The following is an 11,541-nucleotide window of genomic DNA, read 5'->3' as shown; positions in this document are numbered from 1 at the left end:
CCAGGGAGGTGGTGGTCATCCGCTCACTCTGACGCATGGCCGCGCGGTGAGGGAACCCTGGACCGCCGAGGGGCCCCGGGCCGTCGGGGACCCGCTACACCGGGTTCCCTCGGCGGTCCAGGGTTCCCTCACCGCGCGGCCATGCGTCAGAGTGAGCGGATGACCACCACCTCCCTGGAGGCGCCGACTCGGCGTCTCGGCCTCATCGCGCTCATCGCGACCCTCGGCGGCCTCCTCTTCGGCTACGACACCGGCGTCATCAACGGCGCCCTGGAGCCGATGTCGGCCGAGCTGGGCCTCACCGCGCTGACCGAGGGGGTCGTCACGAGCTCTCTCCTCTTCGCCGCCGCGGTCGGCGCGATCTCGGGCGGACGCCTCGCCGACGCCCTCGGGAGGCGGACCACGATCCGCCTGCTCGCCGTGCTCTTCCTCGTCGGCGCCCTCGTCTGCGTGGTGGCGCCGGGCTTCGGCGTGATGGTCCTCGGGCGGGCGGTCCTCGGACTGGCCGTCGGCGGCGCCTCGGTGGTCGTGCCGATCTACCTCTCCGAGATCTCCCCCTCCGAGATCCGCGGCTCGCTCGCCGGCCGCAACGAGCTGATGATCGTGATCGGCCAGCTCGCCGCCTTCGTGGCCAACGCCGTCATCGGCACCGTCTGGGGCGAGCTGCCCGGCGTCTGGCGGATCATGCTCGCCGTCGCCGCGCTCCCCGCCGCCGCGCTCCTGCTCGGCATGACCCGGGTCCCGGAGTCGCCGCGCTGGCTGATCGCGCACGGCCGCCGCGACGAGGCGCTCGGCGTGCTCACCACCATCCGCACGCCCGACCGGGCCCACGCGGAGGCGGAGACCATCGCCCGCTCGATCGGCGCGAAGGACGGCCCGAGGATCCCCCTGCTGCAGGCGCTGCGCGAGCGCTGGGCGGTGCGCATCCTGCTGGTGGGCATCGGGATCGGAGTCGCCCAGCAGCTCACCGGCATCAACTCGATCATGTACTACGGCCAGTCGGTGCTGAAGGAGGCGGGCTTCGACCACGACGGCGCGCTCGTCGCCAACATCGCGCCCGGGGCGATCGCCGTGATCGGTGGCCTGATCGGGCTGCGGCTCATGCAGACGATGAACCGCCGCACGACCCTCCTGCTCGGCTACTCCCTGACCACCGCGATGCACTTCCTGATCGGCATCGCCTCCGTCGCGCTCCCCGTGGGGAACCCGGCGCGGCCGTACGTGATCCTGGTGCTGGTCGTCGCGTTCGTGGGGAGCATGCAGACGTTCCTCAACATCGTCACCTGGGTGATGCTGTCCGAGATCTTCCCGCTGCGGATCCGCGGCGTCGGCGTCGGCATCGCGATCTTCTGCCACTGGATCACGAACGCGGTGCTCGGCCTGTTCTTCCCCACCCTCGTCTCCGGCGTCGGCATCACCGGAACGTTCTTCCTGTTCGGCGCCGTCGGCGTGCTCGCGCTCGTCTTCATCTGGAAGCGCGTGCCCGAGACCCGCGGCCGCGCCCTCGAGGAGGTCGAGGCGGGCGTCGTCTCCGGCGAGCTCCTGCGCCGCTGACGCCCGCCTCCGGGATCCGCCTATTGGTAGGTGACGAGGTCGGGGAGGGGGCGGACCTCGGCCATGGTCTCGGCGGGGGTGAGCATGGGCGTGTCCTCGTCGTAGAAGTTCTTCCAGCCCCAGGCGATGCCCTCGGGGGCGCCCTCGTGCAGCGCGTCCCAGGTCGCCTGCTTGTCGGGCTGCGAGCCCTGGCCGTCGACGTGGATGAGGAACTCCAGCTCGGGCCGGTCGCGACGGATGCTGTCACGGTCCTGCAGCATCGACAGCCGGAACTGGTGCAGCACGAACATCTTCGGCGGCAGCCCCTCGCTCTGCACCAGGTCGGCCAGCCACTCCGACACGCTGTCGACCTCGGCGGCCGAGACGCGCCCGATCTGCTCCAGCGGCTTCTGGCCGGGCAGCAGGCGCCACTCCGGGTCGAGCGCGAGGCCGACGTTGGGCAGCGTCAGCAGGTCCGCGTACTGCTTGGCCTGGGTGAGGAAGTCGGTCAGCCCCGACTGCAGGTCGAGCACCACGTACATCCCGGCGGCCAGCGCCGCGTCGATGTAGGGGCGGATGTCGGCGGCGTCGAGCTCGTTGGAGTAGTCGCCGTCCTTGCCGGGGTCGCCCGCCGCGACTGTGGTGATGATCTCGAGGCTCGGCACGACCTGCTTGTCGGTGAGCGCCCGGTACGGCTCGGCCACAGCCTCCGCCCGCGCGATCGTGGGCTCGAGGCCCTGCTCCCCCAGCACGCCGAGGACGGGAGCGCCCGGAGTGCCGTAGATCGCGACGAAGAGGTGCCCGCCGAACATCCGCTGGCCGCCGCCCGGCAGCTGCCAGCCGCTCGCGGCCGCACGCACGGCCCACTCGGGCTCGGGCTGGGCGGCGAGCACGGGGCCGAGCAGCAGCGTGCAGGAGGCGTCGGCCTCGGCGATCGCGGTCACGGCTCCGCCCGAGGCGAGCAGGTCGTCGCCGTCGACCACGGTGACGGGCACGCCGGCCGCGCGGGCGGTCGCCAGTGCGGCGACGTCGGCGTCCTGCGCGCGGGCGAGGGCGTGCAGGCCGGTCAGGGCGTCGGCCCGGGCCGGGAGGGCGCCGAAGGGAGCGTCGGAGGCGGTGGACGGCGCGGCGGCGGCGAGGTCGGCGAGCGCCAGGTCGGTCACGGTCAGGCCGGACGCGGTGCTGAGGGCGGCCGCGTCGGAGGCGGAGGCGACGACGTCGACGCCCTCGGGCGCGGTGACGTCGCCGATCGCGAGCACGCGGGTCACGCCGAGGCGGGCGAACTCGGCGGCGAGGGCGTCGGACGTCGGAGCGGTGGAGGACGGTGTGGCGGACGGGGTGGCGGAGTCGGACGGCGTCGCCGAGTCCGACGGCGTCGCGGAGTCGGACGGCGTCTCGGAAGCCGTGGATCCCACGGCCGCGGCGTCCGCGGTCGGGGCGGCCGTCGCTCCGGATCCCGCCGAGCCGACCAGCAGCGGCACGCCCCAGGCGATGCTCACCTGGGCGGCGCGCAGGCGCGACTCGGCGACGTCCTCGACCAGGACGACCAGTGGAGCCGCGGCGAACAGGGCCGCACTCGCGGCGAGCGCGTCCGGGGCGAGCGCCACCGGCCCGCTCGGAGCCGCAGTGCGGGTGCGGGGCGCCTCCTGCTGGGCGTCGTCCGGAGCGGAGGAGTCGGGCGTGCAGGCGCTGAGCAGCGGGAGCACCGCGAGACCGCCGATCACGACGCTGCGGCGCGAGAGCCCGGAGCGGGAGGGGACGGAACGGGGGGTCGAGGGCATGGCAGGCCTCTCCTCTCGGAGCCCGATCGGGGCTCTTTGGTGCGTGGCTGGTCCTCTCGACTATCGCAGGCTCAGCGGCGGCGAGCGCCGACGGGGCCGTACCGGGCGCGCCTCCGAGGCCGTCCGGACATGCCGAAGGGGAGCGGCGCCGCAGCACCGCTCCCCTTCGAGAGGCAGGATCAGACCGTGCGAGGGGCCTTCGCGAGGTTGGCCTCGAGCTCCTCGCGGTTCTGACGGACCACGTAGGCGGGGCGGTCGCGCTCGACGCGCCACGACTCGCTCAGCGGCGTGATCGCCACGGTGTCGAAGCCCATCCGGTCGTAGAGGTCGGTCACGAAGTGGATCGCCTCGGGGTAGTCGCTCGACGTCGCGAGAGCGCGGCGGTCGGGCGTGCCGGCCGGGGTGCCGTCGGTGGTGATGTCGGCGGCCATGATGTGGTTGAACGCCTTGACGACCTTCGACTCCGGGAGGTGCTGCTGGAGCATCTCGCTGGTCGTGGTCTCGCCCTTGTCGAGCGCCTCGATGCGGCCGTCGCGCTCGAAGTAGTAGTTGTTCGTGTCGAGGACGATCTTGCCGGCGAGCGGGGCGACCGGCACCTCCTCGAGGTTCTTCAGCGGCACCGTCACCACGGCGATCTCGGCGGCCTCGGCCGCCTCCTGTGCCGTGGCGGCGCGGGCCTTCGGGCCGAGCTCCGCGATGAGGTCGGCGAGGGTCTCGGGGCCGCGCGAGTTCGCGATGACCACCTCGTCCCCGAGGGCGATGACCGCCCGTGCGACCTGGCTGCCGATGTTGCCTGCTCCGATGATTCCGTACGTCGTCATGCTGAGGAGAACGCGGAGGGTGCCCAGGCATTCCGCTCTGCGGCGTTCTCCCACGCCGCACCCAGGTGGGCCCGTGCCTCCAGTAGCCTCGGTCCTCGGGCGCCGCTGCCCGAGAAGGAGTCCGTGATGCCGCAGTACGACCTCCCGCTCGACCTCCTCGAGCAGTACGCCCCCGAGATCGCCGAGCCCGCCGGGTTCGCCGAGTTCTGGCGCGAGACGATCGCCGAGGCGAGGGCCGTCGCGACCGAGCCGCTGTTCGAGCCGGTCGACGCCGGCTTCGGGCTGCTCGACACCGTCGACGTCACCTACTCCGGCTTCGGCGGCCACCCGATCCGCGCGTGGCTGATCCTCCCCCGCGGCGTCGAGGGCCCCCTCCCCGGGCTCGTGACCTTCATCGGCTACGGAGGCGGCCGCGGGCAGCTCGCGGAGTGGACCGCGATGTCGGCCGCCGGCTACGCGCACCTGGTCATGGACACCCGCGGCCAGGGGTCCGGGCACCGCTCGGGAGCGACGCCCGACCCGGTCGGCAGCGGGCCGCACGTCTCCGGCTTCATGACGCAGGGCATCGAGTCGCCCGCGGAGCACTTCTACCGCCGCGTCTTCACCGACGCCGTCCGCGCGCTCGACCTGCTGCGGGCGCACCCCGCGGTCGACGCCTCCCGCGTGGCCGTCTCGGGCGGCAGCCAGGGAGGCGGGATCGCCCTGGCCGTCACGGGGATCCTGGGCCTGCTCGGCGAGTCGGAGTCGGCGCGTGCCGCGATCGTCGACGTGCCGTTCCTCTCCCACATCCCGCACGCCGTGCGGCTGGTCGACACGATGCCGTACGGCGAGATCGTGCAGTACCTGCACACCCACCGCGGCGCCGAGGCGCGCGTGTTCGACACCCTCTCGTACTTCGACGGCACCTCCTTCGCCCCCTACGCGCAGTCCCCCGCCCTGTTCTCGGTGGCGCTCCGCGACGACATCTGCCCGCCGTCCACCGTCTACGCCTCCTACAACCGCTACGCCGGACCCCGCGAGATCCGCGTCTACCCCTTCAACGGCCACGAGGGCGGCGAGGCGTTCCAGATCGGCGAGCACGTGCGCTTCCTGGGGCGCGAGCTGGCCTGACGCCGCCCCGGATCTCGTGAGATCTCGCGAGACGTGCCGCTACGGACGAGATCGCGCCGCACGGCACGGCACCTCGTCCGCAGGGGACCACCTCGAGAGGCTCCCCGCTCTCGACGGGCGTCGCATTGTGACGCCGTGCGTCGCGCTGGGTACCCGTTCGCGGCTCCGCTGGGCACTATCGACTCCATGACCCGCCAGATCCGCTTCAACGCCTTCGACATGAACTGCGTCGCCCACCAGTCCTCGGGCATGTGGCGCCACCCCCAGGACCAGTCCTGGCGGTACAAGGACCTCTCGTACTGGACCGACCTGGCGAAGCTGCTCGAGCGCGGCACGTTCGACGGGATCTTCATCGCCGACGTGCTCGGCACCTACGACGTCTACGGCGGCTCGAACGAGGCGGCGATCCGCCACGGCGCGCAGGTCCCCGTCAACGACCCGATCCTCCTCGTCTCGGCGATGGCCGCCGCGACCGAGCACCTCGGCTTCGGCATCACCGCGGGCACCGCCTACGAGCACCCGTACCCGTTCGCGCGGCGCATGTCGACGCTCGACCACCTGACGAAGGGCCGCGTGGGCTGGAACGTCGTCACCGGCTACCTCCCCAGCGCCGCCCGCAACATGGGCCACGAGGACCAGCTCGAGCACGACGACCGCTACGACGTCGCCGACGAGTACCTCGAGGTGCTCTACAAGCTGTGGGAGGGGTCGTGGGAGGACGACGCGGTCGTCCGCGACCGCGAGTCCGGCGTGTTCACCGACCCGGCGAAGGTGCACGAGATCGGGCACCGCGGCAAGAACTTCACCGTCCCCGGCATCCACCTCTCGGAGCCGTCGGTGCAGCGGACCCCCGTCATCTACCAGGCGGGAGCGTCGCCGCGCGGCATCCGCTTCGCGGCGGGCAACGCGGAGGCGATCTTCGTCGCGTCCTCGACGAAGGCCGGCCTGAAGGCGACCGTCTCGCGCATCCGCGACGCCCTCGAGGCGGCCGGCCGCGACCGCTACTCCGCGAAGATCTACACGCTGCTGACGATCATCACCGCCGAGACCAGCGAGGCCGCGCACGAGAAGCACCGCGACTACCTCTCCTACGGGAGCGAGGAGGGGGCGCTGGTCTTCATGTCGGGCTGGATGGGCATCGACCTGTCGCAGTACGACCTCGACGAGCCGATCGGCAACGTGAAGAGCAACGCGATCCAGTCGGCCGTCGCCAACTTCCAGGAGGCGAACGAGGACGGCTCGGAGTGGAAGGTCCGTGACATCGCCAAGCTCAGCGTGATCGGCGGGCTCGGCCCGTTCGTCGTCGGCTCGCCCGGAGAGGTGGCCGACCACCTGCAGGAGTGGGTCGAGGAGACCGACGTGGACGGGTTCAACCTCGCCTACGCGATCACGCCCGGCACCTTCGAGGACGTGGTGGAGTTCATCGTGCCGGAGCTGCGCCGCCGCGGTGCGTACCCGGAGGAGTACGTCGAGGGGAGCCTCCGCCAGAAGCTGCACGGCCGCGGCGACCGGCTGCCGGAGGAGCACCTCGGCGCCGGCTTCCGCTACGCGCCGGCGGCGGTCTGACGACAGGGGGCGCCGGGCGGCCGGTGGGGGGCAGGGGTCTCGAGACGCCGCTCCGCGGCCGCGCCGGACGCACGAGCACCCCGCCGCGATACGCGACGGGGTGCTCCGGACGCGCGGAGGGGCTCAGCCCTCGAAGGTGGCGTCGAGCGTGATGTCGACTCCGGTGAGCGCCTTGCTGACGGGGCAGGTCTCCTTGGCCTCGTCGGCGGCCTTGAGGAAGGCGGCCTCGTCGATGCCGGAGACCTCGCCGCTCACGATGAGCTTGATGCCGGTGAGCTTGAATCCGCCGGCCGAGTCCGGGCCGAGCGAGACGTCGGCGCGGACGTCGAGCGCCTCGACGGTGCCGCCGGCCTGGCCGAGGACGGCCGAGAACTGCATCGCGTAGCAGGCGGAGTGGGCGGCCGCGAGGAGCTCCTCGGGGCTGGTCGAGCCGTTGGCGTCGTCGGCGGCGCGCTTGGGGAACGAGACGTCGTAGGTGCCGATCTTCGAGCTCGAGAGCTCGACCTGGCCCTCGCCGGTCTCGAGCGAGCCGTTCCAGGCGGTGCGTGCGGTACGAGTGGGCATGAGTCCTCCTTGGGGGGCGGGGAGAACCGTAGAACGATCGTTCTCCCCTGATGCGCCGAGCCTAGGCGGAACGCGCGGCGTCCTGCAACCACCGGCCTCGGACCCTCGGCGAGATGCCAGTCCGGTGCGCCTCCGTCGGCGTGTCGCGTACGGGAGCGGCTCTCGCGGAGGAGAGGACGGGGGCCCCGGTTCAGTGCACGAGCTTCAGGCCGACGACGCAGCCGACGATCCCGAGGACCAGCAGCGTGCGCACGAGCGAGAAGCCCTCGCCGCCGAAGAACATGCCGTAGAGGACGGTCAGCGAAGCGCCGATCCCGACCCAGACCGCGTACGCGGTGCCGGTGGGCAGCTCGCGCATCGCGTAGGCGAGGCCGGCCATGCTCGCGACGACGCCGACCCCGAAGACGACCGACGGGCCGAGCCGGGTGAACCCCTCCGACTTGCCGAGGGCGGTGGCCCACACGGCCTCGAGGACACCGGAGAGGATGAGGACGATCCAGGACATGACAGCTCCTACGAGTCAGTCTTGTCGCGTTCCGGGTACTGCTCCCTCGTCCGGTCGCCGTCATCGGCTCCACACAGTCTGCCCGTGCGCGCTGGGCAGGCCCTGAGCAGCGCGCGGCGGGAGCGGAGCCGGCGCGACCGCGACTCCGCCCGCCGCCGTCAGCGCGGCTGAGCCGGGTTCGTCGGCACTCCGTGCGAGGGCGGGTTGATCGGCGGACCGGACGTCGCCGGTGAGACCGGCGATCCGGACGACGAGCGGGACACCTCGGGCAGCGACTCCGGCGCGCTGCCTGCCGGCTCCGCTCCCCCGCGCAGCTGCTCGAGTCGCGAGTGCAGGATCGTCGTCACCGGCAGGCGGTGCCCGTGCGCCTCCTCGTAGGCGAGCAGCGCGCCGAGGCCGGCCTCGTCGAGCGGGCGGATGCGCTCCGCGAGCGTGCCGAGCGGGATGTCGTTCCAGTCGGGGAGCGGCAGCTCCTCGCGGGAGGGTGTGTCGGTCATTCGTGCTCCTTCCGTTCCCTCCATCCCACGCCTCGGACGGCCGTCCGCCCAGGGGCTTGACCGGTCGCGGGGCGAGCGAGGCTCGGCCGGGGGAGGACGGTCGGATGGTGCGGCCGGCCCGTCCCCCGTCGGATCAGGCGGTGCGGCGGGACGAGCGGCGGGTCGCCAGGTGCACGAGGACTCCGACCACGAGGAGGATCCCGGCGTAGAGCCAGACGATCGGGTCCTGCTGGCTGAGGAGCAGCACGCACGAGGCGATGCCGAGCACGGGGATCGCCGTCCACACGCGGAAGTGGTCGTGCTCGAACCTGTCGCGCCGCAGCACGAGCACCGAGACGTTCGTGCTGATGAACACCAGCAGGAGGAGCAGCACCACGGTCTCGGCGAGGGTCGCCAGATCGCCGACCAGGGTCAGGAGGCACGCCGCCAGCGTGGTCACCGCGATGGCCACCCACGGCGTCCGGCGCTTCGGCAGCACGCGGCCGAGCACGTCCGGGAGGAGGCCGTCCTTCGCCATGCCGTAGGTGACGCGGCTCGCCATGATCATCGTCAGCAGTGCTCCGTTGGCGACCGCCACGAGCGCGATCAGGCTGAACAGCCATGCCGGCACCCCGGCTCCGCTCGCCGTCACGACGTCGAGCAGCGGGGCGGAGGATCCGGACAGCTCGTCGGCGGGCAGCGCGATCGAGCTCGCGAGGCCGACCAGGACGTACACCGCGCCGGCCGTCAGCAGCGAGCCGAACAGCGCGCGCGGGTAGACGCGGCTGGGGTCGCGGATCTCCTCGGCGATGGTGGCCGAGGTCTCGAAGCCGACGAAGGAGTAGTACGCGATGATCGCCGCGCCGAGCACCGCCAGCGCCGGCGCCTGCTCGGAGCTGAGCTCGACCGTGCGGGCGAGGTCGCCGCCTCCGCCCGCCACGAGCAGCGCGACGCATCCGATCACGATCAGCAGGCCGCCGACCTCGATCACGGTCATCACCGTGTTGCTGAGCAGCGACTCCGCGACGCCCCGCGCGTTGAGGCACGCGACGAGGATCAGGAAGACGATGGCCGTCGGCACGGTCGGCACGTCGAGGAAGGTGCCGAGGTAGTCGCCGGCGAACGCGAGCGACAGACCGGCCGCGCTGGTCACTCCGGCCGCGAGCATGGCGAAGCCGACCAGGAACGAGACGATCGGGCGCTTGAACGCCCGCTGCGCGAACACCGCCGCGCCTCCCGCCTTCGGGTACTTCGTCACCAGCTCGGTGTAGGAGCCGGCGGTCGGCAGCGCGAGGCCGAGCGCGAGCAGGAGGGGCATCCAGACGGCGCCGCCGACCTCCGCCGAGAGCGTGCCCATGAGGGCGTAGATGCCTGCGCCAAGGACGTCGCCGAGGATGAAGAAGTAGAGCAGCGGGCCGGTGATGCGGCGGCGCAGGGAGGTGCCGCCGGCCTCTCCGGTCGCGGGGGCGTCGCTCGTGGTGGCCATGTCGTCCTCTCGTCGCGCGCTCGGGAGCGAGCACGACGCGCCACGTCAGGGAGGAGGGGGCCGGGAGGTCGAGAAGGTTGACCGGGCGGGGTCGAGGGCTCTAGACGCGGGGGGCGTCTGCGGAGCGGGCGCCTGCGGTTCGGGCGCGACTTGCGGGCCCGGCGCCTTCCGCGGGCCGGGCGCGTTCCCCGATCGGGCACGGCATGCCGCGCCCCGCGCCGGCCGTCAGCCGAGGACGACGTGCTCCCCGCCGCGCTGCTCGGCGATCTCCTCGCCGACCTCCTCCGCCTCCTGGCGCGACTCGTGGTGGCTCAGCGGGACCCGAGCGTGGGCGATGCGGTTGTGCCAGCCCTGCTCGTCCGAGTAGGTCTCGATGGGGAGGACGGTCGTGGTGCTCATGGTGCTCCTTCGTGGTGGTCCCTCCATGGCACCTCACGCCGCCCGCCGATCGGGAGAGGGTTGACGCGAGCCCGTGTCTCGAGCAGGACGGAGGCGTCTCGGCGGCACACCAGCGAGCGGCGGCGGCACGGCGGGTCAGGGCGAGACCATGCCGCCGTTCACGTTGAGGGTCTCGCCGGCGACGAAGCTCGACTCGGCGGACGCGAGGAACACGTAGGCCGGGGCCTGCTCGGCGGGCTGGGCGGCACGGCCCATCGGCGATTCGCTGGAGCCGAAGTCGGGCAGGCTCTCGGGGTCGACGCCGCCGCTCACCTGCAGGGCGGTCCACGTCGGGCCGGGCGCCACGACGTTCACGCGGATGCCCTTCGCGGCGAGCTGCTGCGCGAGGCCCTTCGAGAGGTTGTTGATCGCGCCCTTCGTCATCGCGTAGTCGAGGCGGTCGGGGGCGGGCTTGTGCGCCTCCGCCGACGCCGTGTTGATGATGGTGGCGCCCGCGGGCAGGTGGGGGAGGGCCGCGCGGATGATCCGGAACGGAGCGAAGACGTTGACCGCGAAGGTCGCCTCGAACTGCTCGTCGGTGATGTCGAGCAGGTCCTCCTTCCAGATCTGCTTGCCGGCCACATTGACCACCGCGTCGAGCCCGCCGAGCCCCTCGACCGCCTCCGCCACGAGCCGCGTGCAGTACTCGGCACTCGTGAGATCGCCGGGGATCGGCACGGCGGTGCGCCCCTCCGCGCGGATCAGCCCGATCACGTGCTGCGCGTCCTCCTCCTCGCTCGGGAGGTAGGCGAGGGCGACGTCGGCCCCCTCGCGGGCGAAGGCGATGGCCACGGCTGCGCCGATCCCGGAGTCGGCTCCCGTGATGAGCGCGCGGCGGCCCGCGAGCCGGCCGGTGCCGCGGTAGCTCTCCTCGCCGAGGTCCGGCACCGGGGTCATCCGCGACTGCAGCCCGGGCTCGGGCTGCTGCTGGACCGGCGGAGTCACATCCGGGTACTGGGTGGCGGGGTTCGTGAACGTGTACTGGTCGGGCATGGCTCCTCCGTCCGCGGCACCCGGATCGGGCCGCTCCCCTCCATCCCAGGCGAGCCGCGCCTCCAGTGCCACCCCGTGCACGGGCGGGCGGCGCTGTGGTAGCCGGCACCGCGCCTGCTCGGAGGACCGGCACGGCGACCCGGACGTGCCGGTGCTCCGCTCCGCGGATGAACACCGGACGACAGTGGGCTCCCCCGCGCGCCGACGCCGCGCGCTCATCACGGGAGCCGACTCCGGGATCGGCGCAGCCGTGGCCATCGCCTTCGCC

11 protein-coding genes and 1 riboswitch are annotated in these 11,541 nt (G+C 72.7%); of the genes, 3 read left to right on the top strand and 8 right to left on the bottom strand.

All coding sequences use genetic code 11. From position 1 onward, the window contains the following. Positions 1-159: 159 nt before the first annotated feature. A complete protein-coding gene (locus C5C59_RS16750) occupies positions 160-1,554 on the top strand; it encodes a sugar porter family MFS transporter (RefSeq protein ID WP_258062814.1) in 1,395 nt (464 codons plus the stop codon). A gap of 20 nt (positions 1,555-1,574) precedes the next feature. Here the strand turns inward: C5C59_RS16750 and C5C59_RS16745 are convergent, their stop codons facing one another. Further along, on the bottom strand, positions 1,575-3,314 hold the full coding sequence (locus C5C59_RS16745) for a hypothetical protein (protein ID WP_104239541.1): 1,740 nt from the start codon (positions 3,312-3,314) through the stop codon (positions 1,575-1,577). 179 nt (positions 3,315-3,493) lie between these two features. Next, on the bottom strand, positions 3,494-4,135 hold the full coding sequence (locus C5C59_RS16740) for an NADPH-dependent F420 reductase (protein WP_104239540.1): 642 nt from the start codon (positions 4,133-4,135) through the stop codon (positions 3,494-3,496). A 126-nt stretch (positions 4,136-4,261) separates the two neighbouring features. Between C5C59_RS16740 and C5C59_RS16735 the strand changes: the two genes are divergently transcribed. Then, positions 4,262-5,245: an acetylxylan esterase gene (locus C5C59_RS16735; RefSeq protein WP_104239539.1), complete on the top strand. Its 984-nt coding sequence runs from the start codon at positions 4,262-4,264 to the stop codon at positions 5,243-5,245. A gap of 186 nt (positions 5,246-5,431) precedes the next feature. Then, positions 5,432-6,811 (top strand): LLM class flavin-dependent oxidoreductase, encoded by a 1,380-nt coding sequence (locus C5C59_RS16730; RefSeq protein ID WP_104239538.1) that lies wholly within the window; start codon positions 5,432-5,434, stop codon positions 6,809-6,811. A gap of 123 nt (positions 6,812-6,934) precedes the next feature. Here the strand turns inward: C5C59_RS16730 and C5C59_RS16725 are convergent, their stop codons facing one another. From C5C59_RS16725 to C5C59_RS16700, 6 genes are all read right to left on the bottom strand, one after another. After that, a complete protein-coding gene (locus C5C59_RS16725; RefSeq protein ID WP_104222378.1) occupies positions 6,935-7,375 on the bottom strand; it encodes an OsmC family peroxiredoxin in 441 nt (146 codons plus the stop codon). A gap of 190 nt (positions 7,376-7,565) precedes the next feature. Then, positions 7,566-7,880, bottom strand: coding sequence for a multidrug efflux SMR transporter (locus tag C5C59_RS16720; protein WP_104222377.1), 315 nt, complete (start codon positions 7,878-7,880; stop codon positions 7,566-7,568). Between the two features lie 9 nt (positions 7,881-7,889). Beyond that, a riboswitch (guanidine-III (ykkC-III) riboswitch) is annotated at positions 7,890-7,953 on the bottom strand. An 85-nt stretch (positions 7,954-8,038) separates the two neighbouring features. Beyond that, a complete protein-coding gene (locus C5C59_RS16715; protein WP_104239537.1) occupies positions 8,039-8,377 on the bottom strand; it encodes a hypothetical protein in 339 nt (112 codons plus the stop codon). A gap of 133 nt (positions 8,378-8,510) precedes the next feature. After that, the gene (locus C5C59_RS16710; RefSeq protein ID WP_104239536.1) at positions 8,511-9,842 is read right to left on the bottom strand and encodes an APC family permease; all 1,332 of its coding nucleotides are present in this window, start codon (positions 9,840-9,842) and stop codon (positions 8,511-8,513) included. Between the two features lie 225 nt (positions 9,843-10,067). After that, positions 10,068-10,241: a DUF2188 domain-containing protein gene (locus tag C5C59_RS16705; protein ID WP_159940661.1), complete on the bottom strand. Its 174-nt coding sequence runs from the start codon at positions 10,239-10,241 to the stop codon at positions 10,068-10,070. Between the two features lie 135 nt (positions 10,242-10,376). Further along, a complete protein-coding gene (locus tag C5C59_RS16700; RefSeq protein ID WP_104227027.1) occupies positions 10,377-11,273 on the bottom strand; it encodes an SDR family oxidoreductase in 897 nt (298 codons plus the stop codon). Between the last annotated feature and the right edge of the window lie 268 nt (positions 11,274-11,541).

It is taken from the genome of Rathayibacter sp. AY1F4 (genome assembly GCF_002931775.1).
In the GTDB taxonomy this organism is placed as follows: domain Bacteria; phylum Actinomycetota; class Actinomycetes; order Actinomycetales; family Microbacteriaceae; genus Rathayibacter.
The sequence above is the reverse complement of the archived record's forward strand: the minus strand, read 5'-3'. Positions and strand labels throughout refer to the sequence as shown.

What these genes read in the sequence shown, in the direction of transcription:
- C5C59_RS16750 (WP_258062814.1), top strand. Translation starts at nt 160, where the DNA reads ATGACCACCACCTCCCTGGAGGCGCCGACTCGGCGTCTCGGCCTCATC.
- C5C59_RS16745 (WP_104239541.1), bottom strand. Translation starts at nt 3,314, where the DNA reads ATGCCCTCGACCCCCCGTTCCGTCCCCTCCCGCTCCGGGCTCTCGCGC.
- C5C59_RS16740 (WP_104239540.1), bottom strand. Translation starts at nt 4,135, where the DNA reads ATGACGACGTACGGAATCATCGGAGCAGGCAACATCGGCAGCCAGGTC.
- C5C59_RS16735 (WP_104239539.1), top strand. Translation starts at nt 4,262, where the DNA reads ATGCCGCAGTACGACCTCCCGCTCGACCTCCTCGAGCAGTACGCCCCC.
- C5C59_RS16730 (WP_104239538.1), top strand. Translation starts at nt 5,432, where the DNA reads ATGACCCGCCAGATCCGCTTCAACGCCTTCGACATGAACTGCGTCGCC.
- C5C59_RS16725 (WP_104222378.1), bottom strand. Translation starts at nt 7,375, where the DNA reads ATGCCCACTCGTACCGCACGCACCGCCTGGAACGGCTCGCTCGAGACC.
- C5C59_RS16720 (WP_104222377.1), bottom strand. Translation starts at nt 7,880, where the DNA reads ATGTCCTGGATCGTCCTCATCCTCTCCGGTGTCCTCGAGGCCGTGTGG.
- C5C59_RS16715 (WP_104239537.1), bottom strand. Translation starts at nt 8,377, where the DNA reads ATGACCGACACACCCTCCCGCGAGGAGCTGCCGCTCCCCGACTGGAAC.
- C5C59_RS16710 (WP_104239536.1), bottom strand. Translation starts at nt 9,842, where the DNA reads ATGGCCACCACGAGCGACGCCCCCGCGACCGGAGAGGCCGGCGGCACC.
- C5C59_RS16705 (WP_159940661.1), bottom strand. Translation starts at nt 10,241, where the DNA reads ATGAGCACCACGACCGTCCTCCCCATCGAGACCTACTCGGACGAGCAG.
- C5C59_RS16700 (WP_104227027.1), bottom strand. Translation starts at nt 11,273, where the DNA reads ATGCCCGACCAGTACACGTTCACGAACCCCGCCACCCAGTACCCGGAT.